We start from the raw sequence: 24,930 nt of genomic DNA on the forward strand, positions 1-24,930 counted from the left end.
CCGCCCACAGGAGGCTGCACAGATGAACGGCTCCCGGAACGGCAACGGAAACCTGCACGGTGCGGTGGTGGCGGTGGCCGGGGCCGGAGGGCCCGCGGGCCGCGCCGCCCTGCTCCGCCTCGCCGAGGCGGGCGCCGTGGTCGTGGCGTCCGACGCGAACGCGGCGCGCCTCGCGGAGGCCGTGGACGCCGCCCGCTACGCCCACGGCGGCGCCACCATCACCGGCGACACCGTGGACCTGCTCGACCTGGCCGCCACCAAGGCCTGGGCCGAGCAGACCGAGAAGGAGCTCGGCCACGTCGACGGGGTCGTCCACCTCGTCGGGGGCTGGCGCGGGAGCTCCTCCTTCACCGAGACCGACCTCGCGGACTGGGACTTCCTGGAGAAGCTCCTGATCCGCACCGTCCAGCACACCTCGATGGCCTTCCACGACGGCCTGCTGCGCAGCGAGCGCGGCCGGTACGTCCTGGTCAGCCAGTCCGGCGCGCACAAGCCGGTCGCCAACAACGCCGCGTACAACGCGGGCAAGGCCGCCGCCGAGGCGTGGACCCTGGCGATGGCCGACTCCTTCCGCAAGGCGGGGGGCGAGGACGGGCCCGGCGCCGCGGCTGCGATCCTGGTCATCAAGGCACTGGTGCACGACGCGATGCGCGCCGAGCGACCGAATGCGAAGTTCGCGGGCTTCACGGACGTCAAGGAGCTGGCCGAGGCCATCGCCGGCGTCTGGGACCGGCCCGCACCCGATGTGAACGGACAGCGTCTGTGGCTCACCCCGCAACCGTGAGGACCGCGACCGCGCGGACCGACGCCCGCCGGCACCACGACCCGGCGGTGCGCGGGTTCGCCAGCGACAACTACGCGGGGGTGCATCCGGAGATCCTGGCCGCCGTCGCGCTGGCCAACGGCGGTCATCAGGTCGCCTACGGCGAGGACGAGTACACCGAGCACCTGCAGAAGGTCTTCCGCAGCCACTTCGGTCCGTACGCGCAGGCCTACCCGGTCTTCAACGGCACCGGCGCCAACGTCACGGCCCTCCAGGCCCTGACCGACCGCTGGGGCGCCGTGGTGTGCGCCGAGAGCGCCCACATCAACGTGGACGAGGGCGGCGCACCGGAGCGGATGGCCGGCCTCAAGCTGCTCACCGTCCCGACCCCGGACGGCAAGCTCACCCCCGAGCTGATCGACCGGCAGGCCTGGGGCTGGGAGGACGAGCACCGGGCGATGCCGCAGGTCGTGTCGATCACCCAGAACACCGAGCTGGGCACGGTCTACACCCCGGACGAGATCCGGGCGATCTGCGAGCACGCGCACGGCCTGGGCATGAAGGTCCACCTGGACGGGGCCCGGATCGCCAATGCCGCGGCCTCACTCGACGTGCCGATGCGCACCTTCACGAACACCGTCGGCGTGGACGTGCTGTCCTACGGCGGCACCAAGAACGGCATGATGTTCGGCGAGGCCGTGGTGGTGCTCAACCCGGACGCGGTCCGGCAGATGAAGCACATCCGCAAGATGTCGATGCAGCTCGCGTCCAAGATGCGGTTCGTGTCGGTGCAGCTGGAGGCGCTCCTCGCCAAGGACCTGTGGCTGCGCAACGCACGGCACGCCAACGCGATGGCGCAGCGGCTCGCCGCCGGCGTGCGCGAGGCGGACGGCGTGGAGATCCTCTACCCGGTCCAGGCGAACGCGGTGTTCGCGCGGCTGCCGCACGAGGTCTCGCTGCGACTGCAGAAGCGTTTCCGCTTCTACTTCTGGGACGAGGCGGCGGGTGACGTCCGCTGGATGTGCGGCTTCGACACCCAGGAGGAGGACGTCGACGGCTTCCTCCAGGCGTTGAAGGAAGAGCTGGCCCGCTGACCGGCCGCCGTCCTGAGGCCATAACTCGATAGTCATGCGAGTTGATGCATAGGTATGCTCCTGGATCATGGAACTGATCCAGGAGCACGCCGACCTGTCCGCCTATCTGGCGGCCGACGAGGCCGTCGACCACGGCCACCCGCTCGTATGCGAGACCGCCGACGCCCTCTGGGACGCCACCGGCGACCTCCGGGCGTACGCGGCCGCAGCCTTCGCCTTCGTCCGCGACGTCATCCCGCACTCGGCGGACTCCGGCGACCTCCGCGTCGCCTGGCGGGCCTCCGACGTCCTCGCCACGCGCAACGGCATCTGCTACGCCAAGTCCCACGCCCTGGCCGCCCTGCTGCGGGCCCGCGGCATCCCGACCGCCCTGTGCTACCAGCGCCTCGGCGACGAGGACGGCGCCCACCACGTGGTCCACGGCCTGATCGCCCTCCGGCTGCCCGGCCGCCCCCGGTGGTGCCGTCAGGACCCCCGGGGGAACAAGCCCGGGGTGGACGCCCGGTTCAGCCTCGACGGGGAACGGCTCGCCTTCCCCGTCCACCCGGAGCGCGGCGACGTCGACCACCCGGAGCTGTACGCCACCCCCCACCCGGCCGTCCTCAACGCCCTCCGGGAGTCCGCCGACCGGCCGGAGCTGTGGCGGAACCTGCCGACGGCCCTGTAGCCGCGGCCATCGGCGCGGGCCGCCGCGGCGACGCCGCGGCGTGCAGCACGGCGGCGACGAGCTGGAATCCGGCGATCCCGGTCATCAGCGTCCACGGGGGCGCGCTCGCCGCGAATCCCACCAGGGCCGCCCCGGCGGACGCGGCCGTCAGCTTGAGCCCGGCGCCGAGGGTGAACACCTGGGTCCGCACGGCGTCCGGCGCATGCTCCGAGCGGATCCGCAGGGTGGCCGTCAGCACCGGACCGTCGCACACCCCGGCCACCGCGAACAGCACCGCCGTCACGGCGACGGACGGGGTGAAGGCCGCCGCAGCGAGCGCCACCCCGGTCGCGGCCAGCGACCACCGCACCAGCCGGCCCGGCTCCACCGACGTGAGCCGCCCCAGGGTCAGCGAGCCGCCCAGCGCGCCCACCGCGAACGCCGTCATCAGCACGCCGCCCGCGCCCGGGCGGCCGAGGGCGCCGGCCAGCAGGACCGCGGTGGTGGTCAGCGAGCCGATCCCGACGAAGGCCAGCGTCGTGGCCGAGGTGACGGCCCGCAGCTCGCGGACCCGCCACAGGGCCGCGAGCCCCGCGCCCAGCCCGGCCCGGGCCGGCCCGGGGAGCGGGCCCGAGCCCGGCCCCCCGTACGGGAGGGTCGCGGCCAGGGCCGCCGCCGCGCCGCCCGACGCCGCCAGGAGGGCCATCGCCGGTCCGGCCGAGCCGAGGGCGGTCACCACGCCGACGGCCGCCGGCGCCGTGACCGCGGCCGCGTTGTAGGTGGAGGCGTCCCAGGAATACGCCCGGTCGCGGGCCGTCCCGGCCGCGACCAGCCCCGAGACCAGGCTCGACAGCCCGCCGGTGACCATCGGGCCGCAGGTGCCGCCGAGTACGGCCACCGCGAGCACCACCGGCATCGGGACCCGCCCCAGCAGCACCGCCAGGGCCGCCACGGCCGCGGTGAACCCCGCCAGCGCGCCGGAGTAGAGCAGCCGCGGCCGTCCGGTCCGGGCCGCGAGGACCCCGGCGAGCGGGGCGGCCAGCACGTGCGGGGCCAGCCAGGCCGTCAGGACGAACGCCCCGTACGAGGCGCTCCCGGTGCGCTCCAGGGCGAGCAGCACCACGGCCATGCCCATGCCCTCCGAGGCGAAGCGCGCAGCCAGCGCCGCCGCCAGGTACCGCCCGAACCCGCCCATTCCGGCCCCCCCCCTGCACGATGTAACGTGATAGGCAAGCAAGACGTTACTTGATGTGGGTGTACGGGGAAAGGATGCGGCCATGACGGAGTCCGGAGGGGGCTTTCCGGCGGCCCGGCGGCTGGTCGACATCGCCGACGCGGTCCGCGCCGCCCCGGACCTCGCGCGCGCGGACCTCGCCCGGCTCCTCGCCGCGCACGGGGAGCGCCCGGCCGACCTGACCGAGGAGCGGTTCCCGGAGTCGGCCGCCGCCGAACTGCGCGCGGCGGCCCGGCGGATGGCGGAGGTCCTCGCGGAGACGGACGAGGACCGCGTCGCGGGGGCGCTGAACGGGCTCTTCGAGGAGTGCGGCGCCCGGCCGCGGCTCACCCGGCACGACGGCCACCACTGGCACCTGCACGTCGACCGGGGGGAGGAGGCCGGCTGGGGGGACTGGTTCCTGGCGTCGGGGGCCCTGGTCCTGGCGCAGCTGCTCGGCGAGTACGGCCGCGTCACCTGGGGCGCGTGCGCGGCCGGGGGGTGCGGGCGGTTCTTCCTGGGCCCGGGGCCGGGCAGCGCGCGCCGCTACTGCTCGACGACGTGCGCCACCCGGGTCCGGGTCGCCGCGCACCGCCGCCGCAGGCGCGAGGGCTCCGCGGGGGTGGAACGTCCCGCGGGCCGGGCCGGTGCGGAACGCTGAACCGGGGTCGCGCCGGGCCGACGTACGGGGGCGGGGCGCATCGTACGGGGGCGGCGGAGCCCGCCGGGGCCGGGGCGCCGCCGACGGCTCGCCGGCGCTCACGGGGGAGCGGCCGCTTCCCGGGGCTCCGGGTTTCCCGGGCCCCCGGGGGTCCAACCGGGCCCGGCGGGGCCGCAACGGACCCCGGGGCTGCCCTGGGCCGTCCTGCGCCGCCCCCGGGCCCGTGCGGCGGCCGTTCCCGCGGGCGGGCGGGTCAGCCCGCCTCGCGCACCTGCGCCGCCGTCGGAGCGGTGCCGCCGAGGTGGGCCGGGAGCCACCAGGAGTCCGAGGCGTCCTTCGGCTGGGCCGGGTAGGCGCGCTGCGCGGCCTCCAGCAGCTCCTGCACCCGGTCGCGCACCCGGCGCGTGATCGCCCCGGCGTACTGGTCGGCGGGAGCGTCCATCGGCTCGCCCACCCGCATCGTCACGGGCACGTGGCTGCGCTTGAGGTTCTTGGGCCGGCCCTTGGTCCACAGCCGCTGGGTGCCCCACAGCGCCACCGGGATCAGCGGGACGCCGGCCTCCTGCGCCATGCGCGCCGCACCCGACTTGAAGCTCTTGAGCGTGAAGGACTCGGAGATCGTGGCCTCCGGGAACACCCCGATGATCTCGCCCGAACGCAGCGAGTCCAGGGCGTGCGCGTAGGCGGTCTCACCCTGCTTGCGGTCCACCGGGATGTGCTTCATCGCGCGCATCAGCGGGCCGGACACCTTGTGCCGGAACACCGACTCCTTCGCCATGAAGCGGACCAGGCGCTTCTGCGGCCGTGCCGTCAGGCCGGCGAAGATGAAGTCGAGGTAGCCGATGTGGTTCGACACGAGCACCGCCCCGCCCGTACGCGGGATGTTCTCGGTGCCCTTCATGTCGATGCGGATGTCGAGCGCGCGGAACAGTCCGTGCGCCGCGCCGATCACCGGAGGGTAGACGAACTCAGCCATGGTGCGGAGACCCCGCTTTCTGCCTGGGGAAGTGCTCCCGGCCGGAAGTTACGGCAGCGTAGGTACGCGGCCATGGGGATCGTGCCCCAAACGCGGGCTGCTGACCAGCCCAGAGCCTCGTACCTGGGGAGATTCTCGTCACGCCGGGAATGTGGCGGGTCGGCCGGGCGCTGCGATCATCGGACGAACGTGCGCCGACGGCGTACGCGGACACGGACGGCGACGGGAGCGCGGGGTGCTCGCACACGAGGACGGCGGGGTGCCCACGGGCGGGCCCGCCCGGAGTGCCGGGGTGCCCGCGGGCCCGCCCGCCCGGGTCCGGCTGGGCGCGGCCGAGCTGGGCGCGCCGCCGGGGGAGCGGGCCAGTCTGGTGCAGTTCTCCAGCGCCTTCTGCCAGCCCTGCCGGGCCACCCGCAGGATCCTCGCCGCGGTCGCGGAGATGGTCCCGGGGGTCGCCCACATCGAGATCGACGCCGAGGAGCGCCTCGACCTGGTCCGGGCCCTCGGCATCGAGAAGACCCCGACCGTGCTGGTCCTGGACGCGGCGGGGACGGTCGTCCGGCGCGCGGCCGGGATGCCCCGCAAGGCCGACGTGATCGCCGCGCTCGGCGCCGCGGTCGCGTGACGGACGCGCCGGTGCGCGCGCCCGCACGCAGCGTGACGCGCCCGACATCTGACCGATCCCGCTTGACTGTGTACACGGGAGATCGCCACGCTGGTGGGATGCGGTATGAACTCCTGCTCTTCGGACGGGTCCACGTGGACCTGGTCCGCCACGCAAGCGCGCGCTGTCCGGGCCGCTGAGCACCTCCGGCCCCGACGCCAGACCAGCGCCCGCCCCGCCCGTGGCAGAAGGAAAAAGGAAGAGACCCGATGACCGCGCCCATCGCTCCCACCGCCCCCACGGTCCCGTCGCCCCGAACCGGCACGGGCCTGCCCGGCTCGCCCGACCTGCTGCGCTCCGTGTTCCGGCAGCACGCGGCCGGCGTCGCCGTGATCACCGCCCAGGACGGCGGGCGGCCCGTCGGGTTCACCGCCACCTCGCTCAACTCCGTCTCGGCCGATCCGCCGCTGCTCTCGTTCACGATCGGCACGGGTGCCTCCAGCTGGCCCGCCGTCCGCGACAGCGAGTACCTCGGCGTCCACATACTGGGCGAACACCAGAGTGACCTGGCCGGACTGTTCGCCCGTAGCGGAGCCGACCGTTTCGGTCCGGAGACGGGCTGGGCGCAGGGGCCGCACGGGGTTCCGGTGCTGGACGGGGTACTGGCGTGGCTGGTGTGCCGGGTGGTGTCGCGGGTACCCGCAGGGGCGCACCGGGTGATCATCGCGGAGGCCGTCGCCGGCGACCCGGCCGGGGAAGGGCGCCCGTTGCTCTACCACCAGGGACGCTTCAACGCGTTGCGCGACTGAATCGTCCCTGTTGGGGCGGGTCGGTCGGCGTTGGCCAGATCACAGTTCACCGGCCTTGCGACTTGTGGGCACCCACGGTGTACTGACGAGTAACATTCCCTTCGGAGCGCGGGCCGCCCCGACCGGGATCCGCCCGGCAAGGCGCCTATGCTGCCTGCACAAGGCGGTACCAGAAAAGACGATGCGGTAGGAGAGCCGGCGTGAGCCTGAGGATCGTTGTCTGTGTGAAGTACGTGCCCGACGCCACCGGCGACCGGCAGTTCACCGAGGACTTGACCGTCAACCGTGACGACGTCGACGGCCTGCTGTCGGAGCTCGACGAGTACGCCGTCGAGCAGGCGCTGCAGATCGCCGACGAGGCCGACGATGCCGAGATCACCGTTCTGACGGTGGGCCCCGAGGACGCCAAGGACGCGCTGCGCAAGGCGCTGTCGATGGGCGCCGACAAGGCCATCCACGTCGAGGACGACGACCTGCACGGCACCGACGTCATGGGCACCTCGCTGGTGCTCGCCAAGGCGATCGAGAAGGCCGGCTACGACCTGGTCATCACGGGCATGGCCTCGACCGACGGCACCATGGGCGTCCTCCCGGCGATCCTGGCCGAGCGCCTGGGCGTCCCGCAGGTCACCCTGCTCTCCGAGGTCAAGGTCGAGGACGGCACCGTGACCGGCCGCCGCGACGGCGACACCGCGAGCGAGACCCTGGAGGCCTCCCTCCCCGCGCTCGTCTCGGTGACGGACCAGTCGGGCGAGGCCCGCTACCCGTCCTTCAAGGGCATCATGGCCGCCAAGAAGAAGCCGGTCGAGTCCTGGGACCTGGAGGAGCTGGAGATCGAGGCCGACGAGGTCGGCCTGGAGGGCTCCTGGACCGCGGTCGACTCCGCGGCGCAGCGCCCGGCCCGTACCGCCGGCACGATCGTCAAGGACGAGGGCGAGGGCGGCAAGCAGCTGGCCGGCTTCCTTGTGGAGCAGAAGTTCATCTAAGGCCCAGCCTGGCCGGCCGGAACCCCTTCGGGACGCTCCGGCCACCCCCTCTTAGCCCCCAGACACTTCGCAACCGCAGGAGAGCAGTCCCATGGCTGAAGTTCTCGTCTACGTCGACCACGTGGACGGTGCCGTCCGCAAGCCCACCCTCGAGCTCCTGACGCTGGCCCGCCGCCTCGGCGAGCCCGTCGCCGTGGCCCTGGGCGCCGGCGCGGACGCCACCGCCGCCGTGCTCGCCGAGCACGGCGCGGTCAAGGTCCTCACCGCCGACGCCCCCGAGTTCACCGAGTACCTCGTCGTACCGAAGGTGGACGCGCTCCAGGCCGCGTACGACGCCGTATCCCCGGTCGCCGTGCTCGTCCCGTCCTCCGCCGAGGGCAAGGAGATCGCCGCCCGCCTCGCCGTGCGCATCGGCTCCGGCATCATCACCGACGCCGTGGACCTGGAGGCCGGCGACAACGGCCCGGTCGCCACGCAGGCCGCCTTCGCCGCGTCGTTCACCACCAAGTCCCGCGTGTCCAAGGGCACCCCGGTCATCACCGTGAAGCCGAACTCGGCCCCGGTCGAGGCCGCCCCCGCCGCCGGCGCCGTCGAGGCGCTCGCCGTCACCTTCGGCGCCCTGGCCACCGGCACCAAGGTCACCGCCCGCACCCCGCGCGAGTCCACCGGCCGCCCGGAGCTGACCGAGGCCGCGATCGTGGTCTCCGGCGGCCGCGGCGTCAACGGTGCCGAGAACTTCGGCATCATCGAGGCCCTCGCGGACTCCCTCGGTGCCGCGGTCGGCGCCTCGCGCGCCGCCGTCGACGCCGGCTGGTACCCGCACTCCAACCAGGTGGGCCAGACCGGCAAGTCGGTCTCCCCGCAGCTGTACATCGCCTCCGGCATCTCCGGCGCGATCCAGCACCGGGCCGGCATGCAGACCTCGAAGACCATCGTGGCCGTCAACAAGGACGCCGAGGCCCCGATCTTCGACCTGGTCGACTACGGCGTGGTCGGCGACCTCTTCGCGGTCGTCCCGCAGCTGACCGAAGAGATCCAGGCTCGCAAGGGCTGACCTGCGGCTCTCTTCTCCGCTCCACTTCTCCGGGGCCGTGTGGTGATTCTCACCGCGCGGCCCCGAGTCGTTTGTCCAGGACGGCCGGGGGACCATTGACGGGGCGGAACCCCGTGACTAAATTCTGCTATGCGGATCTAAGATTCCGTGAAGCGGAAAAGAGGAGAGTGCACGATGGGTCAGCAGGAGAAGGTGGCGACGAGCCTCGCAGGCGCGGTCAGCGAGGGCATCAGCGCTTCCCTCGCGCCGGTGGACGCGGAACTCGCGCGCCACTACCCGGGCGACCCCGGCACCCGCCAGCCCATCCACACGGTCTACGTCCCCGGTGACGTCTTCGCCGCCGACACCATCCGCTCCTGGGGCGACCAGGCCCTCGCCGCCCTGGACGAGCACGCGCCGGACGCCGCCACCTTCGCCAAGGTCCTCGGCATCCCGGACGACCTGGCCGTACCGGTCTACGACCGCGTCCGCGCCAAGCTCCGGCGCGAGCCGATCGAGGACCTCCGCGTCGACTTCGAGGACGGCTTCGGCGTCCGTTCCGACGAGGAGGAGGACCAGGCCGCGGCCCGCGCCGCCCGCCTGGTCTCCGAGGCGTTCTCCAACGGCACCAACGCCCCGTACATGGGCGTCCGCATGAAGTGCATGGAGTCCAACGTCCGCGACCGCGGCATCCGGACCACCGACATCTTCCTCTCCGGTCTCCTCGCGAACGGCGGCCTCCCCGACGGACTCGTCCTGACCCTCCCGAAGGTCACGTACGCCGAGCAGGTCAGCGCCTTCGTCAAGCTGCTGGAGGCCTTCGAGTCCGCCCGCGGCCTGCGTCCGGGCCGGATCGGATTCGAGATCCAGATCGAGACCAGCCAGTCCATCGTGGCCTCCGACGGCACCGCCACCGTCGCCCGCATGATCGAGGCCGCCAAGGGACGGGCCACCGGCCTGCACTACGGCACCTTCGACTACAGCGCCTGTGTCGGGGTCTCCGCCGCCTACCAGTCGAGCGACCACCCCGCCGCCGACCACGCGAAGGCGATCATGCAGGTCGCGGCCGCCGGCACCGGCGTACGGGTCTCCGACGGTTCGACGAACGTCCTGCCGATCGGCACCACCGAGCACGTCCACGAGGCGTGGAAGCTGCACTACGGCCTCACCCGGCGCGCCCTGGCCCGCGCGTACTACCAGGGCTGGGACATGCACCCCGCGCACCTGCCGACCCGCTACGCGGCCGTCTTCACCTTCTACCGCGAGGGCCTCGACACCGCCGCCGCGCGCCTGAAGGCGTACGTCGCCAAGATCGAGGGCGACGTGATGGACGAGCCCGCCACCGCCAAGGCCCTGGCCGGCTACCTGGTCCGCGGTCTCGACTGCGGCGCCGTCGGCGCCGATGAGGTCACCGCCCTGACCGGCCTCACCCGCGCGGAGCTCGACGCCTTCGCGATCCCGCGCCGCTCGGCCACGCTGTCCGCCGGCAACTGACCGGAGACCGCGGGGCCCGGCCGGACGACCCCGGCCGGGCCCCGCGGTCGTGCACGGGCCGGTTCTCCGGGGCGGGCCGCCCTCGGCGGCTACCCGCGTCCGACGATCCAGCGCCGCAGGACCCCGTCGAGCCCGCCCGCGGCGAGCAGCGAGCCGTCCGGGGAGAACGCCAGCCCCTGTACGGCCGGACCGCCGCCCCCGAGCAGGGGGCCGCCCACGGAGGCGCCCGTCGCCGGGTCCCACAGCCGTACCCGCCCGTCCGCCCCGGCCGTCGCGAGCAGCGAGCCGTCGGGTGCGAAGACCACCTCGTACGCGTCGCTCCTGTGCGCGAAGACCGGATCCCCCAGCGGCTCCCCGGTCCGGGGGTCCCAGCGCCGTACGGTTCCGTCGGCCCCCGCGGTGGCGAGCGTCCGGCCGTCCGGGGCGAAGGCGACCGCCCAGACCGTCCCCGACTCGGCGCGCAGCAGCCGGCCGTGCGCCCGCCGCTGCCGCGGGAGGTCCCACAGCCACACCAGCTGGTCCGCGCCCCCGCTGGCGAGCAGCGTCCCGTCGGGGGAGAACGCCAGGGCGACGACCTCGTTGTGGTGGCCGGTCAGCGGGCCGCCCAGGGCCCCGCCGGCCGCCGGATCCCACAGCCGTACGGTGGCGTCCGCGCCGGCCGTGGCCAGCAGCCGCCCGTCCGGGGCGTACGCGGCCCGCTTCACGGCCCCCCGGTGCCCGGCCAGGGTGGTCCGCGCGCTGCCGTCGGCCACGTCCCACAGGGTGATCCCGCGCCCGCCGCGCGCCGTGGACAGCGTCCTGCCGTCCGGTGAGAACGCCAGCGCCCAGGCGGCCGCGGTCAGCCGGGCGCGGCCCTGCCGGGTCACCGGGTCCCACAGGTGGGCCGCCTCGGCGCCGCTGGTGGTGGCGAGCACCGACCCGTCGGGGGAGAACGCCACCCGGAACAGCGGGGCGCCCACGTCGAGCGGCGGGAGCTGCACGCCGCCGTCGTGCCGCGCCTCCTCGAAGGCCCGGGCGGCGAGGGACCGCGGGGCGGCGGCCCCCCGGCCGCGGTCCGCGCCGGCCGCGGCGTCCCGGACCCGCGGTGTCCCGCCGTCCGGGGCCGCGGGCAGGGTGCCGCCCCCGGCCGGGCGGTCGGGCCCGGGGTACGCCGCTGCCGGGCGGAGCGTGTGCACCAGGGGCACCGGTGCCGGCAGACGGCCGGGCGCGGGGGCCGGGGGAGCGGGCGGTGCGTCGCGGGGCGCCGGCGCGGGTTCCGCGACGCCGTCCGGCGCTCCGCGGGTGGCCGGCGGGACACCGGGGCGGGGCGGCCCGGTGGGCTGGAGGGCGGCGAGCGCCTGCCAGCGGGTCCGCCAGGGCGCGAGGGCGGGCGCGCCGTGCGGGGGGACGGGGACCTCGCGGCCGTACTCGTCGTACGCGTAGAGCATCCGCACCAGCGCCATCAGGGTGTCGAAGCCCGGCAGCCGCTTGCCGCGGAAGACGTCGCTCTGCGTGGCCACCGGCAGCCGCAGGCCGCCGCCCGTCCGCGCCGCCCGCGCGGCGAGGTCGCGGTACGAGCGGCTGCCGCGCGCGTGGCGCAGTCCCCGCAGGTCGGCGGCGAAGGCGGCCAGGCCCTGCTCGAAGCTGCCGTACGGCTCCATCCGGCGCCCGTCCCTCCCCGGTCGACTGCCGCCCACGCTAAAGCCGTTCGCCGGCCCCCGGGGCCCGAACCGGGGAGAACGGCTCCGGACGTTTCCGAACGGGCCCGTACGGCACGGGGTGTTCGCGCCCGTACGGTCCGACCGGGGCTCCGTCCGGGCCGGTTCGGCGGTGATCGGCTTCGATCCGGTCCGTTCGGTCCGTGGGGTCCCGAGCCCGACGGGGGGCTGGAATCGGAACATGACCCCCTCACCGTCGCCGCGGACCGATCCGCCGTTCCTCACGCTGCACACCGCCGTCGTCCTGCTCGCCGCCCTGCTCGCCGGGCTCGTCGCGGGCGGCCTGAGCTTCCTCGGCGGTACGCCTCCCGCCCTGGCGGTGCTGGCCGGGCTGACCGCCGCCGGCGCGGCCGTGCCCGTACTGCGCGGGCTGATCCGGTGAGGGGGCGGGGCGCGGCCGGCCGGCCGGCGTCTGGGCGTCAGCCGGCGGGCGGGATCTCGCCCGACCCGCGGGGCACGAGGCGCGTCGGGAGTTCGAGCCGGACCGGGGGCAGGTGCGCGCCCGCCAGGCGCTGGAAGAGGCGGTCGGTGGCCACCCGGCCCAGGGCCGCCGCGTCCTGCGCGACCACCGTGATGCCGGGGCGCAGCAGGTCGGCGAGCTCGAAGTCGTCGAACCCGACGAGCGCGACCGGGCCGGCCTCGGCGGCCAGCACCCGTACGAGCGTCACCGTCACCCGGTTGTTCCCGGCGAAGAAGGCGGTCACCGGTGCGGGCCCGGCCAGCATCCCGGCCGCGGTGGCCGACACCCGGGCCGGGGTGGTGGAGCCGAGCGACACCCATGACGCGGCCACGGGCAGTCCCGCGGCCTCCATGGCGGCACGGTAGCCGCGCACGCGCTCGGTGGCGGTGTGGATGTGCGGGTGGTCGCCGACGAAGCCGATGCGGCGGTGTCCCGCGGCGATCAGGTGGGCGACCCCGTCCCGGGCGCCGCCGAAGTTGTCGGAGAGCACCACGTCCGCGTCGATCCGGCCCGCCGGGCGGTCCACGAACACCGTGGCCACGCCCGCGCGCATCTCGGGTTCGAGGTAGCGGTGGTCGTCCCCGGCCGGGATCACGATCAGCCCGTCCACCCGGCGGGCGCACAGCGCGAGCGCCAACTCCCGCTCCCGGTCCGGGTCCTCGGCGCTGGACCCGTTGATGAGCAGGGCGCCGTGCGCGCGGGCCACCTCCTCCACCGCCCGGTTCAGGGGACCGTAGAACGGGTCGGCCAGGTCCTCCAGGACCAGGCCCACGGTCGCGGTCCGGCCCTTGCGCAGCACGCGCGCGCTGTCGTTCCGGCGGAACCCGAGGGCCTCGATGGCCTCGTGGACCCGCTTCTCCGTGTCCGGGGTGACCCCGGCCTCCCCGTTGACCACGCGGGACACCGTCTTCAGGCCCACCCCCGCCCGGGCCGCCACGTCCTTCATGGTCGGCCGGTTGCCGTAGCGGGGCTCGGACGGGCGGCGGCTGTGGGACACGGTGGGGAAACCTCCGGAGGTATCGGGCAGGGCTGTGACCTTGAGGATAAGCACTCGGCCGAGAGCGAGGTTTCCGTGGCAGGGTGGTGCGGGCAAGCCACTGGGGGCTCCGGACGAGCCATGGGGAGAGGGGTAGACGTGATTGTCTGGATCAACGGCACCTTCGGCGCCGGAAAGACCAGCACGGCCCGCGAACTGACCGGAATCCTGCCGGACGGCACCCTGTTCGACCCGGAGTTCATCGGGGACGCCCTGCGCGTGCTCCTGCCCCGCAAGCGGCTTGCGGAGGTCTCCGACTACCAGGACCTGCCCAGTTGGCGCCGTCTGGTGGTGGACACCGCCGCGGCGATGCTCGCCGAGCTGGGCGGGGTGCTGGTCGTCCCGATGACACTGCTGAGGCAGGACTACCGGGACGAGATCTTCGGAGGGCTGGCGGCGCGCCGCATTCCGGTGAGACACGTGCTGCTCGCCCCTGCGGAAACGATCCTGCGGCAGCGGATCGCGACGCGGGAGGAGCCGGGCGCCCCCCAGGACGTGGACCTGAGGGTCCGCCAGTGGGCGTACGACCACATTCCGGTCTACCGGCAGGCGCTGGGCTGGCTCACGGCCGACGCCCACGTGCTGGACAACGGCACCCTGAGCGTGCGCGAGACCGCCGAGCGGATCGCCGAGGCCGTCCGCACGGAGGCGGCCCCGGTCTGCGACATCGTCCAGACCCCGGAGCCCACCCGCGAGACGGTGGCCGCCGGGGTCCTGCTCTTCGACGAGCGGGACCGGGTGCTGCTGGTGGACCCGACGTACAAGGCGGGCTGGGAGTTCCCCGGCGGGGTGGTCGAGCCCGGCGAGGCTCCGGCCCGCGCCGGCGTACGGGAGGTCGCCGAGGAACTCGGCCTCGTACTGGACCGGTTGCCGGGGCTGCTCGTCGTCGACTGGGAGTCCCCGCGGCCGCCGGGGTACGGCGGGCTGCGCCTGCTCTTCGACGGCGGCCGGATCGGGGCCGGGGACGCGGCCCGGCTCCGGCTGCCCGGACCCGAGCTGCGGGCCTGGCGCTTCGTCACGGAGGAGGAGGCAGCAGACATGCTCCCGCCGTACCGCCACGAACGGCTGCGCTGGGCGCTGCGCGCCCGCGAGCGCGGCAGGCCCCTCTACCTGGAGGCGGGCGTCCCGGTCGGCTGAGCCGCGGTGCATCCGGCCGGCCGGGCCGTGGTGCGGCCGGCCCGGGGCCCGGATCCCCGCCGCGCGCGGTCAGCCCGCCGGGGTGCCGGCAGCGGCCCGGGCGAGCGCCGCCGCGGTGTCCACCGTGAGGGGGTCCCCGTGGCCGAAGCAGGCCGTCGACGGGGCGAGCGCGGCGAGCCGGCGGAAGGAGCCGACGGCCCGGGCCCGGTCCACGTTGAACACCCCGAGCATCAACGGGCCGACGGCTGCGACGCAGTCCCCGGTGAACAGCACGCCGTGGCGCGGCAGGTGCACGCCGATGCTGCCGTCGGTGTGGCCGGGGGCGTGCACGACGTACGCCCCGTCCCCGAAGCCCAGCTCGTCGCCGTCCTCCAGCTCTCCGTCCACGGCGGTGGGCGGGGCCTCGGGAACGGTCAACCCGTGGGCGTACAGGTCGACCTCCCAGTCCAGCAGCACCGGTTCGGGCACGGGCAGCTCGCCGCGGATCACCGGCGCGTCCAGGCGGTGGGCGAGCACCCGGGCGCCCCAGCGGGCGGCGAGTTCACCGGCGGCCCCGACGTGGTCCCGGTGGCAGTGGGTGAGGACGATGCGCTCCAGCCGCTCGGGCGAGAGCCCGAGGGAGCGTACGGCCGCCTCGATCGGTGCGGCCGACCGGCGGTTGCCCGCGTCGATCAGGGTGAGGGCGCCGCCGTCCTGCCAGAGGTAGGCCTGGCCGATCGGGAAGCGGAGCATGTGGAGCCGGTTCGGGAGCACCTCGACGAGATCCATGTCCATGCGTCGAACGTACGCATCCCGGCGCGCCCGGGGCCACGGGACTTCGCCAGGAGCGGAGTACGCCCAGGGCGCAGTGCGCTCCGGGCGAACGGACGGGCGCGGGGAGCGGACGGGCGCGGGGAACGGACCGGCCGGGGAACGGACCGGCCCCGGCTGCCCCGGCGCGCCCCGTCGGCTCCGGCGGGACCACCGGGGCAGCGGGGGGTCACACGCGCTTGGACTCGGCGTAGTTGACGAGGAACAGGGCCTCCGCCACCGACAGGCGCTCCAGCTCCTGCGGTGACACGCTCTCGTTGACGGCGTGGATCTGCGCCTCGGGCTCGCTCAGCCCGATCAGCAGCATCTCGGCCTCCGGGTAGAGCGACGTCAGCGTGTTGCACAGCGGGATCGATCCGCCCATGCCGCTGACCTGCATCTCCTGATCGGGGTACGCGACCCGCATGGCCGCCGCCATCGACGCGTACGCCGGGCTGGTGGTGTCCGCCTGGAACGGCTGCCCCTGACCCACGACCTCGAGCTCCAGCCGTGCCTGCCACGGGGTGTGCGCCACGAGGTGCGCCTCCAGCAGCTTGATCGCCTCCGGGGTGTCCACGCCCGGCGGCACGCGCAGGCTGATCAGCGCGCCCGCGCTCGCGTGCACCGACGGCGTCGCGCCCACCACCGGCGGGCAGTCGATGCCCAGCACGGTGACCGCCGGGCGCGCCCACAGGCGGTCCGCGATCGTGCCCTCGCCGATGAGACCGACCCCGTCCAGGACCCGCGCGTCGGCGCGGAAGTCCTCCTCCGGGTACTGCAGGCCCTCCCAGACCGCGTCCGAGGCCAGGCCGTCCACCGTGGTCGAACCGTCGGCGGCGCGCAGCGAGTCGAGCAGCCGGATCAGGGCGGCCAGCGCGTCGGGGGCGGCGCCGCCGAACATGCCGGAGTGCAGGTTGCCGCCCAGCGTGTCGATCTTCACCTTGATCAGGGTCATCCCGCGCAGGGTGGCCGTCACGGTCGGCAGGCCGAGCCGGAAGTTGCCCGCGTCGCCGATGACGATGGTGTCGGCGGTCAGCAGCTCCGGGTGCGCCTCGGCGTACTGCTGGAGGCCGCCGGTGCCCTGCTCCTCCGAGCCCTCGACGATGACCTTCACGGCCACCGGCACGCCGCCGTTGGCCTTCAGCGCGCGCAGCGCGAGCAGGTGCATGATGAACCCGCCCTTGCAGTCGGCGGAGCCACGCCCGTACCAGCGGCCGTCGCGCTCGGTCAGCTCGAAGGCCGGGGAGATCCAGGCGGCGTCGTCCAGCGGCGGCTGCACGTCGTAGTGCGCGTACAGCAGGACGGTCGGGGCGCCCTCGGGGCCGGGCAGGAAGCCGTACACCGACTGGGTGCCGTCGGGGGTGTCGAGCAGCGCCACGTCCTGGAAGCCCTCGACGCGCAGGGCGTCGGCCACCCAGTTCGCGGCGGCCTCGCTCTCGCTCTTGGGGAACTGTGCCCAGTCCGCCACCGACTGGAAGGCCACCAGCTCGGTCAGCTCCTGCTTGGCGCGGGGCATCAGCGAGGCGATGGTCTCGGCGATCGGATTCTGGGACATGGGCACGCTCCTCGTGGGTGCGACGTTGTTCTCCGTGTGCGCCGCCCGCATCCGCGTGGTGTGCGTATGCCGGGTACGGCGAAAGACAGTCCCGATCCTCGCACAGCAGGGCGAGGCCGAGTCTCGCCGTAGGATTTCCCCGGCATCGGAGCAACCGGGTGATCAGGAGCAGCAGCACATCGTGAGCAGCGACGACGTACGCGACGCAGACGCAGACGCAGACGCAGGTGCAGGAGAGGTCGCGCGGGAGGCGGGCGACGAGGTGGCCGGGGACAGTGGGGAGACCGGCGAGGTGTGGGACGTGGTCGTGGTCGGCGCGGGACCGGCCGGTTCGTCGGCCGCTTACGCGGCGGCGACGGCGGGGCGGCGCGTCCTGCTGCTGGAGAAGGCGGAACTGCCCCGCTACAAGACCTGTGGCGGCGGCATCATCGGACCGTCCCGCGACGCCCTGCCGCCGGGCTTCGTCCTTCCCCTCAAGGACCGCATCCACGCGGTCACCTTCTCGATGAACGGGAAGCTGGCCCGGACGCGACGGTCGAAGCAGATGCTCTTCGGCCTCATCAACCGGCCGGAGTTCGACGCCGGCCTGGTCGCCGAGGCGGAGAAGGCGGGGGCGACCGTCCGCACGGGGACCGCCGTGTCCCGGGTCGAGCAGCACGGGACGGCGGTGCCCGACCGGCGCACCGTCGCCGTGGTGCTCGCCGACGGGGAGACCGTGCTGGCGCGGGCCGTGGTCGGCGCCGACGGCAGCGCGAGCCGGATCGGCGCGCACGTCGGCGTCGAGATGGGCCAGGTGGACCTCGGCCTGGAGGCGGAGATCCCCGTCCCCGACTCCGTGGCGGAGGACTGGAAGGGGCGGGTCCTGATCGACTGGGGTCCGCTGCCGGGCAGTTACGGCTGGGTCTTCCCCAAGGGCGACACCCTGACCGTCGGCGTCATCTCGGCGAAGGGCGAGGGCGCGGCGACCAAGCGGTACCTGGACGACTTCATCGCGCGGCTCGGCCTGGCCGGCTTCGAACCGGCCGTCTCCTCCGGGCACCTCACCCGCTGCCGCACCCCCGAATCGCCGCTGTCGCGGGGCCGGGTGCTGGTGGCGGGCGACGCGGCCGGTCTGCTGGAGCCGTGGACGCGCGAGGGCATCTCGTTCGCGCTGCGGTCGGGGCGGCTGGCGGGGGAGTGGGCGGTCAAGATCTCCGAGTCGCAGGACGCCGTGGACGCGCGCCGCCAGGCGCTGAACTACGCCTTCGCGGTGAAGGCCGGGCTGGGCGTGGAGATGGAGATCGGGAAGCGGATGCTGACGCTCTTCGAGTCCCGGCCGGGGCTGCTGCACGCGGCGATCACCGGTCTGCGCCCGGCGTGGCGGGCGTTCGCGCGGATCACCCGGGGTTCGACGACCCTGGCCGACCTCGTACGGACGTCTCCGCTGGCCCGCAAGGGCCTGCACGCGCTGGACGCGCGCCAGGCGGCCCGGAAGCCGGGCGGTGGCCGCGGCTAGACGGCGTGTACGGGCGGGGCGGGCGGGGTGCCGGGCGGGGGACGGGAGTGGGGACGGGGGTTGCGGGGCCGGGATTGGGTTTCGGCCCGGAGCCCCCTCCCTGGCCCAGGAGGCGGGGCCCGTCCCGCGCTCGGTAGGCGAGCCCCGGCCCTCGCCCGGAGACCCGCCCCCGGGTCCCGCACCCGGGGGTCCCGTTACCCAGGGGTCCCGTACCCGCGCCCGGGAGGCGGGCCCCGCTCCGGGTCAGCGGGACATCGTGATCCGGAAGACCGGGTGGTCGCCCGCGGTGGCCCGGAGTTCCGCGTCGGTGGACTTGGCCGTGACGCCCTGGAAGAACCGGCCCACCTCCCAGCCCCACTTCTCCAGGTAGGCGCGCAGGACGGCGGCCCGCTGCACGGGGTCGGTGACCTCGGTGACCGTGAAGCTCCGCACCCTGCGCCCCACGCGGAGCTCACCGCCGCCGGCCGCTCGCATGTTGCGCACCCACTGGGAGTGGCCGCGGGCCGAAACCAGGTACTGGGCGCCCTCGTACGTGTGCGGGTTCACCGGAATCCGCTGCATCCGGCCGGAGTTCCGGCCGCGGACGGAGAGCTCGGCGGTTCCGGCCAGGCTGATGCCGAACCGGGCGAGCTTCCCGAAGAGCGCGTTGAAGCGGGTGGCGAGCGGGCCGGCCTGGACGTAGTACGGGGTGGGCGCGTTCACGATGACCTCCGGGGCCGATGCGGCAATGCGAGAGCAGTGCTCTCGTTTGACATCAGTGTGCACGGATCGCCGGACCAAAGCAAGAGCAGTGCTCTCAAATCGGAGCGACGCTCATCTTTGTGTCCAGTGATCCCCTTCTTGAGCGGCGCTCCGCCTTCCTGGCACACTGACGCCCATGAACACCGTGCGTGGAGCCAGGGAACGAGCTCGTATCGAGGTCACCGCCGCCATCAAGGACGAGGCGCGCCGCATGCTCGCGGCCGAAGGCGCCGCCAAGCTCTCGTTGCGCGCCGTCGCCCGCGAGCTGGGCATGGTCTCCTCCGCCCTCTACCGCTACTTTCCCAGCCGCGACGACCTGCTCACCGCGCTGATCATCGACGCGTACGACAGCCTCGGCGCCGCCGCCGAGGAGGCGGACGCCCGCGCCCTCGCCGCCGGGTCCCCGCCTCGCGCCCGGTGGGTCGCCATCTGCGGGGCCGTCCGCGTCTGGGCGCTCGCACACCCGCACGAGTACGCGCTCATCTACGGCTCCCCCGTTCCCGGCTACAGCGCGCCCGTGGACACCGTCGGCCCCGCCTCCCGGGTCGCCAACGCCTTCATCGCGGTCCTGCGCGCCGCCCACGGCGGCCGGGGCCTCGCCCTTCCGCCCCTGCCGGCCGCCCTGCGCCCCGAAGCGGCCCGGATGACCGCGGACTTCGCCGACGGCCTGCCACCGGAGGTCACGGCCGCGCTGGTGGCCGCCTGGGCGCAGCTGGTCGGCCTCGTCTCCTTCGAGCTGTTCGGCCAGTTCAACCGGGTGGTCGAGGACCGGGACGCCTTCTTCGCGCACGCCGCGGACCAACTGGCGCACGGGGTCGGGCTGACCGCCGTATGACAGGACGGTGCGGGCGGCCCCCGTGGTCGACCTGATGGAGATTCACATGATGAGGCGACAGATCGCTCTTCTGTTCCTCATACGAATGCGGGCCGTTCAGCCTTGAACGAAGGTCCGTCCGTCTAGTGTTCCTCGGGTCGCCCCCTTGCCCTCGCCGCCGGAGGAACAGCCATGCCCCGCGCCGTGAAGGCACTCTCCGCCGTGCTCGCCGCCCTCGCACTCACCGTGGCCGCTCCCGCCGTCACCGGGTGCGCGCGCACCGGGGGCCCCGAGCGGCAGGCGGCGGTGGACGCGGGGGATCCGGCGGTGCGGCCCGCCCCGGCCCCCACGGCCCCGCCGACGCCCCGGGTACCGGGCGTGCGGGGCCTGGAGATCGCGGTCCCCGCGTACGTCTGGGCCAACGACCCCATGCTGGCCGACCTCACGGCCACCGGCCCGGCCGCCTCCGTGGTGGTCCTCAACCCGGGCAACGGCGACTCTCCGTTCGACGCCCCCTGGCTGGCCCGCGCCGACGCCCTGCGCGGCGGCACCACCACGACCGGCGAGCGGACGAAGGTGCTCGGCTACGTCCACACCGACCACGGCAACCGCGACCTCGCCGCGGTCAAGGCCTCCGTCGACAACTACCTGAAGACCCCCGACGGCCGGCTCCACGTCGACGGCATCTTCTTCGACGTCGTCAGCCGCGAGTGCGGTCCGGAGAACGCGACCCGCGACCACTACGCGGAGCTCCGCCGCTACGTCCAGGACACCATGCACGCCGTGGACCCGGCCGCCCCGGACCTCGTGGTCAACAACCCCGGCACGGCCATCGCCGACTGCTACCTGGAGCCGGAACGCCGCACCGCGGACGTGTTCGTCACGTACGAGGACACGTACGCGGCGTACAACGCCGGCGGCTGGCTCGGCGGCAACGTCTACAACCACCTCAGCGGTTACCGCGCCGGCACCGAACTCGATCCGAGCGGAACGGCGTTCTGGCACCTGGTCCACGGAGTCCCGGACGCGGCGGCCATGGAGTCCACGCTGCGCACCGCCTTCGACCGCGGCGCCGGCTACGCGTACGCGACCGGCGCCGGAATGCCCAACCCGTGGAACGCGGGCCCGGACTGGAAGTACCGGGCGCAGACCACCTACGCGGCAACCCTCGGCTGACCCCGCGCCGCGGAAATCCCCCGGAGCACTACCGCGCGGCGCGCTCGGCGGCAAAGCACCACCAGTCGGGCGGCGGCGGTACAGCGGGTCCGGCGGAGGGCTGGTCGGGGTGCAGCCCCAGCCGCCACAGCGCGCCGGCGCGGACGCGGACGGTGAACCAGCAGTGCCAGTGGCCGTCGGACCCGATGCCGCAGGACTGGTCGCAGCGCACCTCGTCCGGGGCGAACGGCATCCAGTCGATGCCCCGGTCACGCAGTCAAGCGCGTGCGGCCGCCAACGGGTGGAGGCGTCCGAGGTTTTCGTAGGCCGCGATGGTGATCCAGGCGGTGCTCGTCGTGTCCATGGAGCTCATGATGGCGAGCCGTCGGGCAGCTGTCACGAGGTTTGCGGGCGCAGCCGACCGTTACGGCGTACGGCGTACGGCGATCGCTTCCGCAGCCGACCGCGTGCCGGCCGACCGGGCCGCGCCCGCGAGGTGTCCGAACCCGGCCCGTCAGCGGTAGTCGTCGGGGTGGCCCTGCATCCAGACGTTGATCTTGTCGCGGGTGCCGACCAGCAACGTCTCGTGCTTCTTCAGGTTCTCGAAGGTGCGGTCGTCGCCGAGCTCCGCGTCGAGCTTCGCGATGAGGGCGATCGGCTCGGGGAAGTGCCCGGCCCCCTTCGGATCCGCCTTCATCGCGCGGTCCATGCGGTGGAGCTCTTCGTGGACCCGGCCGAGGAAGTAGGCGCAGTTGCCGGGTGTGCACGAGTCGTTCAGCGTCGCCTGCAGGCCGGCGAAGGCGTCGCGGACCTTCTCGGCCGGAGCGGTGATCCGGTCCGCGGCGCCGCCGCTCGCGGAGGCCTCCGGCCGGCCGGACGTGGACGCGGACGCGGACGCCGACGCCGACGCGGACGGTGACTCCGAGGCCGACGGCGGGCCGGACGGTGAGACCGAGGCAGACGCCGACGCCGACGCCGACGCGCCGGCGCGCGCCGGTTCGGCCGGGTCCGCGCTGCACGAGACGGCCAGGGCCGCCAGCGCGGCGACGAGCACGGCAGTACCGCGCGCAGTGGAAAGGAACATCGAATTACCCCCCGTGATCATTTGAGGACGCCGACCCTACCGAACGCCCTCGTACGACCACCCGTCGCGGGGTAACCCGGGCTACCAGGCCTGGGTGATGAGCGCGGTCCCTCGGGTCGTGCCGACCGACAGCGTGCCCGTGTCGCCGTACACCTCGTGGCGCCAGTCGGTGAACAGCCGAGCCAGGCGCAGAGCGGCCTCGCGACTGCGGGTGTCGTCGGTGAAGGAGGAGCGGAAGGTGATCCGTGCCTCGCCGACGGTGCTCACCTTCCGGACGCGGGTCTCCCGTACAGATCGCTGGGAGACGGTGCCGTCGTCGCCCTTGGTGAGGTGCTGTCCGAGGTACGCCTGGAAGTCCCGGGTCATGTCGAACCAGTCCGCGGGCCCGCAGGGTCCGCCCCCGTTGCCGATCTCCCCGTCGGTCGGCGGACCGGCACCGGCTCCTGTCTCCTGGTCGGTGGGCGGGCCCGCGTATCCGCCCGTCTCCTGGTCGGTCGGCGGGCCCGCGTATCCGCCCGTCTCCTCGTCCGTCGGCGGGCCCGCGTACCCGGTGTTCGGATCGTCGGTCGTCGTGTCGAGGTCGCAGTCGGCGGTCGGTGAGAGGGAGGGCGCGGGCGCGGGCCCGGCCGCCTCTCCCGGTTCCGTACTGCCGCACCCCGCCAGCAGGACGCACAGGAGCCCCGCCACCACACGCCCGGCTGCCGGACCAGTCCTTCCCGCCATGCACGTCCCCCCTCGTTTCCACAGACAAGAGGGGATCCCCACGGCGCCGGTTCCCCCGCTCCGGGACCATCGCCGGACCGGGGCGCGGGTCCGCCGGGGCCTCGCCCCGTCCACACCGAGCCGCGCCTTCGGCGCGTCCATCCGAGGGGGAGGCCCGGTGCGCCGTTCCCGCCCAGCCGCGTGGAGCCGGTACGACGCGGACACTGGGCCGGGACGAGGAAGGCGAGGTGGCCGAGGTGGCGGAGCCGGCGGCGGGCGGATCCGAAGGCGGCGGCTGCGTCGAGGGCGGGGGCTACCGGCAGGAGCTGAAGCGGACCCTGGGTTCCTTCCAGGTGTTCGCCATCTCCTTCGCCTTCATCTCGGTGGCGGTCGGCATCTTCGCCACCTTCGACGAAGTGCTGGTGACCGCGGGGCCGGTCGGGATCTGGCTGTGGCTCGTCGCCGCCGTCGGGCAGACCCTCGTGGCCCTCGTGGTCGCACAGTTCGCCGCCCGCATCCCGCTGAGCGGCTCCTCGTACCAGTGGGCGTCCCGGCTCGGCAGCCCCGGCATCGGCTGGTGGTTCGGCTGGCTCACCTTCTGGTACCTGGCCGTCGCCGTGGTCGCCATCGACAACGCCCTGGCGAGCCAGGCCTTCATGCCGCTGGCCGGCATCGCCGCGGACGAAGGCACCGCGCGCGTGATCACCCTGCTCGTGCTGGCCGTCCAGGCGCTGCTCGCCATCGCCTCGACCCGGCTGGTCGGCTGGATCAACTCGGCGGCGGTCGGACTCGAACTGGCGCTGGTCGTCGTCGTGGCGATCGCGCTCGTCGTCGCGGTCCTGGTCACGGGCGACGGCGCCGCCGGAAATCTCGTGTCCCGCGGGACGGCCGAGGGCGCACCCGGCTACTTCGCGGTCGGCGGTGGCCTCATGCTCGCGATGATCATGGGTCTGGCCACGCTCGTCGGCTTCGACTCCGCCGCCAACCTCGCCGAGGAGGCCAAGGATCCCCGCCGCAGCGTCCCGCGCGCCATCGTCGGATCGGTCGTGGCGGCAGGCGTCCTCGGCATGCTGTTCCTGATCACCCTCACCGTCGCGATCGAGGACATTCCCCGGATCAGCAACGACGCCTCGCCCGTCGCCGCGATCATGCGCGACCGCCTCGGTGCCACCGCCCAGAGGGTGCTGCTGGTCGCCATCTCCTTCGCGTTCTTCGGCGCCGGGCTCGTCGTGATGGTCTCCTGCTCGCGTCTCGTCTACGCGATGTCCCGCGACTCCCGCTTCCCCGCCCACCGCGTGATGCGGCGTGTCAGCCCCCGCACCCGCACCCCCGTCCCCGCGACCCTGCTGATCCTCGTGCTCGGGATCGTCCTGATGGTCGCGCTGCCCGGCTCCGCGCTGCTGGAGCTGATCACCGCCTCGACCATCCTCCCCGCCCTCATCTACGGGGCGACGATCGTCCTCTACCTCGCGGTACGCAGACGGCTCGGCCGGCAGCAGGGGGCGTTCGACCTGGGACGGTTCGAGCTGCCCGTCGCGGTCTGCGCCCTGATCTGGACGCTCGTCGCACTCTTCGTGCTCGTCGCACCGGTCGAGTCCCGCACCTCCGTCGTCATCGTGGCGGGCCTTCTCCTCCTGGGCGCCCTGTTCTTCCTCGCCATGCCCCCCTTCGAGCGCCGCCCCCCGGAAGCAGGCCCCGCGGACGACACGGCCTAGCGGCCGTCGTTCTCCGGGCGTCGGGCGAAGCGCCACAGGACGTGCGTGACGCGGAGCGCGAAGACCGCACCCGCCACGATGCCCCCCGCCCGCGCCAGCCCGCGGTGCGCCGCGGGGGAGAGGGAGAAGGCGGGGGCGGCCCCGTACACCGCGCCGAACGCCAGGGCGGCGGCGAAGCAGGCGCTGAACAGGGCGTAGCCGATCTCGATCGTGATCGCGTCCCGGTCCGCCTGCGTACGCCGCCCCATACGCGCAGTGTCACAGCGTGACC

26 protein-coding genes are annotated in these 24,930 nt (G+C 74.1%); 15 read left to right on the top strand and 11 right to left on the bottom strand.

All coding sequences use genetic code 11. The features are described 5' to 3' along the window. The first annotated feature begins 22 nt into the window (after positions 1–22). From ACZ6S8_RS25245 to ACZ6S8_RS25255, 3 genes are all read left to right on the top strand, one after another. A complete protein-coding gene (locus tag ACZ6S8_RS25245; RefSeq protein WP_469459321.1) occupies positions 23–784 on the top strand; it encodes an SDR family NAD(P)-dependent oxidoreductase in 762 nt (253 codons plus the stop codon). Further along, on the top strand, positions 763–1,857 hold the full coding sequence (locus tag ACZ6S8_RS25250; protein ID WP_469459322.1) for a threonine aldolase family protein: 1,095 nt from the start codon (positions 763–765) through the stop codon (positions 1,855–1,857). Before ACZ6S8_RS25245 ends, ACZ6S8_RS25250 begins: the two co-directional genes overlap by 22 nt. Before the next feature lie 67 nt (positions 1,858–1,924). Continuing rightward, positions 1,925–2,524 carry a transglutaminase-like domain-containing protein gene (locus ACZ6S8_RS25255; protein ID WP_469459324.1) on the top strand — a complete coding sequence of 200 codons (600 nt, stop codon included), beginning with the start codon at positions 1,925–1,927 and terminating at the stop codon, positions 2,522–2,524. Here ACZ6S8_RS25255 and ACZ6S8_RS25260 read toward each other — a convergent pair. Continuing rightward, positions 2,460–3,698 carry an MFS transporter gene (locus ACZ6S8_RS25260; protein ID WP_469459326.1) on the bottom strand — a complete coding sequence of 413 codons (1,239 nt, stop codon included), beginning with the start codon at positions 3,696–3,698 and terminating at the stop codon, positions 2,460–2,462. The genes ACZ6S8_RS25255 and ACZ6S8_RS25260 overlap by 65 nt on opposite strands. A gap of 82 nt (positions 3,699–3,780) precedes the next feature. Here ACZ6S8_RS25260 and ACZ6S8_RS25265 point away from each other — a divergent pair, with 82 nt between their 5' ends. Further along, positions 3,781–4,377: a CGNR zinc finger domain-containing protein gene (locus ACZ6S8_RS25265; protein ID WP_469459328.1), complete on the top strand. Its 597-nt coding sequence runs from the start codon at positions 3,781–3,783 to the stop codon at positions 4,375–4,377. 253 nt (positions 4,378–4,630) lie between these two features. Here the strand turns inward: ACZ6S8_RS25265 and ACZ6S8_RS25270 are convergent, their stop codons facing one another. Beyond that, entirely contained in the window at positions 4,631–5,353 is a 723-nt protein-coding gene (locus ACZ6S8_RS25270; RefSeq protein WP_469459329.1) for a lysophospholipid acyltransferase family protein, read from the bottom strand. A 292-nt stretch (positions 5,354–5,645) separates the two neighbouring features. Between ACZ6S8_RS25270 and ACZ6S8_RS25275 the strand changes: the two genes are divergently transcribed. The 5 genes from ACZ6S8_RS25275 to ACZ6S8_RS25295 all read left to right on the top strand — a co-directional run bounded on the left by ACZ6S8_RS25275 (position 5,646) and on the right by ACZ6S8_RS25295 (position 10,279). Next, complete coding sequence (locus ACZ6S8_RS25275) at positions 5,646–5,978, top strand: thioredoxin family protein (protein ID WP_469459398.1); 333 nt, start codon at positions 5,646–5,648, stop codon at positions 5,976–5,978. Between the two features lie 248 nt (positions 5,979–6,226). Next, positions 6,227–6,766, top strand: a complete 540-nt coding sequence (locus ACZ6S8_RS25280) for a flavin reductase family protein (RefSeq protein ID WP_469459331.1) — start codon at positions 6,227–6,229, stop codon at positions 6,764–6,766. A 200-nt stretch (positions 6,767–6,966) separates the two neighbouring features. Beyond that, complete coding sequence (locus ACZ6S8_RS25285) at positions 6,967–7,752, top strand: electron transfer flavoprotein subunit beta/FixA family protein (RefSeq protein ID WP_469459332.1); 786 nt, start codon at positions 6,967–6,969, stop codon at positions 7,750–7,752. A gap of 91 nt (positions 7,753–7,843) precedes the next feature. Beyond that, the gene (locus ACZ6S8_RS25290) at positions 7,844–8,806 is read left to right on the top strand and encodes an electron transfer flavoprotein subunit alpha/FixB family protein (RefSeq protein ID WP_469459334.1); all 963 of its coding nucleotides are present in this window, start codon (positions 7,844–7,846) and stop codon (positions 8,804–8,806) included. A 174-nt stretch (positions 8,807–8,980) separates the two neighbouring features. Beyond that, positions 8,981–10,279 carry a DUF6986 family protein gene (locus tag ACZ6S8_RS25295; protein ID WP_469459336.1) on the top strand — a complete coding sequence of 433 codons (1,299 nt, stop codon included), beginning with the start codon at positions 8,981–8,983 and terminating at the stop codon, positions 10,277–10,279. 89 nt (positions 10,280–10,368) lie between these two features. On the opposite strand, the gene ACZ6S8_RS25300 is transcribed toward ACZ6S8_RS25295, so the two are convergent. Beyond that, positions 10,369–11,919 (bottom strand): WD40 repeat domain-containing protein, encoded by a 1,551-nt coding sequence (locus tag ACZ6S8_RS25300; protein WP_469459338.1) that lies wholly within the window; start codon positions 11,917–11,919, stop codon positions 10,369–10,371. Between the two features lie 238 nt (positions 11,920–12,157). Here ACZ6S8_RS25300 and ACZ6S8_RS25305 point away from each other — a divergent pair, with 238 nt between their 5' ends. Then, positions 12,158–12,358, top strand: a complete 201-nt coding sequence (locus ACZ6S8_RS25305; protein ID WP_469459340.1) for a hypothetical protein — start codon at positions 12,158–12,160, stop codon at positions 12,356–12,358. 37 nt (positions 12,359–12,395) lie between these two features. Here the strand turns inward: ACZ6S8_RS25305 and ACZ6S8_RS25310 are convergent, their stop codons facing one another. Next, positions 12,396–13,382, bottom strand: coding sequence for a LacI family DNA-binding transcriptional regulator (locus ACZ6S8_RS25310; RefSeq protein WP_469459400.1), 987 nt, complete (start codon positions 13,380–13,382; stop codon positions 12,396–12,398). Positions 13,383–13,553: 171 nt separating this feature from the next. Here ACZ6S8_RS25310 and ACZ6S8_RS25315 point away from each other — a divergent pair, with 171 nt between their 5' ends. Beyond that, a complete protein-coding gene (locus ACZ6S8_RS25315; protein ID WP_469459342.1) occupies positions 13,554–14,609 on the top strand; it encodes an NUDIX hydrolase in 1,056 nt (351 codons plus the stop codon). A gap of 69 nt (positions 14,610–14,678) precedes the next feature. Here ACZ6S8_RS25315 and ACZ6S8_RS25320 read toward each other — a convergent pair whose 3' ends face one another. Both ACZ6S8_RS25320 and ACZ6S8_RS25325 read right to left on the bottom strand, forming a co-directional pair. Beyond that, complete coding sequence (locus tag ACZ6S8_RS25320) at positions 14,679–15,377, bottom strand: MBL fold metallo-hydrolase (protein WP_469459402.1); 699 nt, start codon at positions 15,375–15,377, stop codon at positions 14,679–14,681. Between the two features lie 211 nt (positions 15,378–15,588). Continuing rightward, positions 15,589–16,953, bottom strand: coding sequence for a M20/M25/M40 family metallo-hydrolase (locus ACZ6S8_RS25325; RefSeq protein ID WP_469459344.1), 1,365 nt, complete (start codon positions 16,951–16,953; stop codon positions 15,589–15,591). A gap of 181 nt (positions 16,954–17,134) precedes the next feature. Here ACZ6S8_RS25325 and ACZ6S8_RS25330 point away from each other — a divergent pair, with 181 nt between their 5' ends. Beyond that, on the top strand, positions 17,135–18,448 hold the full coding sequence (locus tag ACZ6S8_RS25330) for a geranylgeranyl reductase family protein (protein WP_469459346.1): 1,314 nt from the start codon (positions 17,135–17,137) through the stop codon (positions 18,446–18,448). A 243-nt stretch (positions 18,449–18,691) separates the two neighbouring features. Here ACZ6S8_RS25330 and ACZ6S8_RS25335 read toward each other — a convergent pair whose 3' ends face one another. Next, positions 18,692–19,153 carry a nitroreductase/quinone reductase family protein gene (locus tag ACZ6S8_RS25335; RefSeq protein WP_469459404.1) on the bottom strand — a complete coding sequence of 154 codons (462 nt, stop codon included), beginning with the start codon at positions 19,151–19,153 and terminating at the stop codon, positions 18,692–18,694. A gap of 172 nt (positions 19,154–19,325) precedes the next feature. Here ACZ6S8_RS25335 and ACZ6S8_RS25340 point away from each other — a divergent pair, with 172 nt between their 5' ends. Continuing rightward, the gene (locus tag ACZ6S8_RS25340; RefSeq protein WP_469459348.1) at positions 19,326–20,024 is read left to right on the top strand and encodes a TetR/AcrR family transcriptional regulator; all 699 of its coding nucleotides are present in this window, start codon (positions 19,326–19,328) and stop codon (positions 20,022–20,024) included. Between the two features lie 171 nt (positions 20,025–20,195). Continuing rightward, on the top strand, positions 20,196–21,179 hold the full coding sequence (locus ACZ6S8_RS25345) for a spherulation-specific family 4 protein (protein WP_469459350.1): 984 nt from the start codon (positions 20,196–20,198) through the stop codon (positions 21,177–21,179). A 28-nt stretch (positions 21,180–21,207) separates the two neighbouring features. On the opposite strand, the gene ACZ6S8_RS25350 is transcribed toward ACZ6S8_RS25345, so the two are convergent. From ACZ6S8_RS25350 to ACZ6S8_RS25360, 3 genes are all read right to left on the bottom strand, one after another. Further along, on the bottom strand, positions 21,208–21,411 hold the full coding sequence (locus ACZ6S8_RS25350; RefSeq protein WP_469459352.1) for a hypothetical protein: 204 nt from the start codon (positions 21,409–21,411) through the stop codon (positions 21,208–21,210). Positions 21,412–21,672: 261 nt separating this feature from the next. Beyond that, entirely contained in the window at positions 21,673–22,242 is a 570-nt protein-coding gene (locus ACZ6S8_RS25355; RefSeq protein ID WP_469459354.1) for a hypothetical protein, read from the bottom strand. Between the two features lie 81 nt (positions 22,243–22,323). Further along, positions 22,324–22,965, bottom strand: a complete 642-nt coding sequence (locus tag ACZ6S8_RS25360) for a hypothetical protein (RefSeq protein ID WP_469459356.1) — start codon at positions 22,963–22,965, stop codon at positions 22,324–22,326. A gap of 227 nt (positions 22,966–23,192) precedes the next feature. Here ACZ6S8_RS25360 and ACZ6S8_RS25365 point away from each other — a divergent pair, with 227 nt between their 5' ends. Then, on the top strand, positions 23,193–24,659 hold the full coding sequence (locus tag ACZ6S8_RS25365; protein WP_469459358.1) for an APC family permease: 1,467 nt from the start codon (positions 23,193–23,195) through the stop codon (positions 24,657–24,659). Here ACZ6S8_RS25365 and ACZ6S8_RS25370 read toward each other — a convergent pair. Beyond that, on the bottom strand, positions 24,656–24,907 hold the full coding sequence (locus tag ACZ6S8_RS25370) for a DUF6332 family protein (protein ID WP_469459360.1): 252 nt from the start codon (positions 24,905–24,907) through the stop codon (positions 24,656–24,658). The genes ACZ6S8_RS25365 and ACZ6S8_RS25370 overlap by 4 nt on opposite strands. Positions 24,908–24,930 lie beyond the last annotated feature (23 nt).

The organism is Streptomyces sp. NPDC048461, assembly GCF_055587105.1.

What these genes read in the sequence shown, in the direction of transcription:
- ACZ6S8_RS25350 (WP_469459352.1), bottom strand. Translation starts at nt 21,411, where the DNA reads ATGCCGTTCGCCCCGGACGAGGTGCGCTGCGACCAGTCCTGCGGCATC.
- ACZ6S8_RS25295 (WP_469459336.1), top strand. Translation starts at nt 8,981, where the DNA reads ATGGGTCAGCAGGAGAAGGTGGCGACGAGCCTCGCAGGCGCGGTCAGC.
- ACZ6S8_RS25340 (WP_469459348.1), top strand. Translation starts at nt 19,326, where the DNA reads ATGAACACCGTGCGTGGAGCCAGGGAACGAGCTCGTATCGAGGTCACC.
- ACZ6S8_RS25260 (WP_469459326.1), bottom strand. Translation starts at nt 3,698, where the DNA reads ATGGGCGGGTTCGGGCGGTACCTGGCGGCGGCGCTGGCTGCGCGCTTC.
- ACZ6S8_RS25270 (WP_469459329.1), bottom strand. Translation starts at nt 5,353, where the DNA reads ATGGCTGAGTTCGTCTACCCTCCGGTGATCGGCGCGGCGCACGGACTG.
- ACZ6S8_RS25320 (WP_469459402.1), bottom strand. Translation starts at nt 15,377, where the DNA reads ATGGATCTCGTCGAGGTGCTCCCGAACCGGCTCCACATGCTCCGCTTC.
- ACZ6S8_RS25370 (WP_469459360.1), bottom strand. Translation starts at nt 24,907, where the DNA reads ATGGGGCGGCGTACGCAGGCGGACCGGGACGCGATCACGATCGAGATC.
- ACZ6S8_RS25345 (WP_469459350.1), top strand. Translation starts at nt 20,196, where the DNA reads ATGCCCCGCGCCGTGAAGGCACTCTCCGCCGTGCTCGCCGCCCTCGCA.
- ACZ6S8_RS25290 (WP_469459334.1), top strand. Translation starts at nt 7,844, where the DNA reads ATGGCTGAAGTTCTCGTCTACGTCGACCACGTGGACGGTGCCGTCCGC.
- ACZ6S8_RS25280 (WP_469459331.1), top strand. Translation starts at nt 6,227, where the DNA reads ATGACCGCGCCCATCGCTCCCACCGCCCCCACGGTCCCGTCGCCCCGA.
- ACZ6S8_RS25245 (WP_469459321.1), top strand. Translation starts at nt 23, where the DNA reads ATGAACGGCTCCCGGAACGGCAACGGAAACCTGCACGGTGCGGTGGTG.
- ACZ6S8_RS25300 (WP_469459338.1), bottom strand. Translation starts at nt 11,919, where the DNA reads ATGGAGCCGTACGGCAGCTTCGAGCAGGGCCTGGCCGCCTTCGCCGCC.
- ACZ6S8_RS25315 (WP_469459342.1), top strand. Translation starts at nt 13,554, where the DNA reads ATGGGGAGAGGGGTAGACGTGATTGTCTGGATCAACGGCACCTTCGGC.
- ACZ6S8_RS25325 (WP_469459344.1), bottom strand. Translation starts at nt 16,953, where the DNA reads ATGTCCCAGAATCCGATCGCCGAGACCATCGCCTCGCTGATGCCCCGC.
- ACZ6S8_RS25355 (WP_469459354.1), bottom strand. Translation starts at nt 22,242, where the DNA reads ATGTTCCTTTCCACTGCGCGCGGTACTGCCGTGCTCGTCGCCGCGCTG.
- ACZ6S8_RS25265 (WP_469459328.1), top strand. Translation starts at nt 3,781, where the DNA reads ATGACGGAGTCCGGAGGGGGCTTTCCGGCGGCCCGGCGGCTGGTCGAC.
- ACZ6S8_RS25255 (WP_469459324.1), top strand. Translation starts at nt 1,925, where the DNA reads ATGGAACTGATCCAGGAGCACGCCGACCTGTCCGCCTATCTGGCGGCC.
- ACZ6S8_RS25305 (WP_469459340.1), top strand. Translation starts at nt 12,158, where the DNA reads ATGACCCCCTCACCGTCGCCGCGGACCGATCCGCCGTTCCTCACGCTG.
- ACZ6S8_RS25310 (WP_469459400.1), bottom strand. Translation starts at nt 13,382, where the DNA reads ATGAAGGACGTGGCGGCCCGGGCGGGGGTGGGCCTGAAGACGGTGTCC.
- ACZ6S8_RS25360 (WP_469459356.1), bottom strand. Translation starts at nt 22,965, where the DNA reads ATGGCGGGAAGGACTGGTCCGGCAGCCGGGCGTGTGGTGGCGGGGCTC.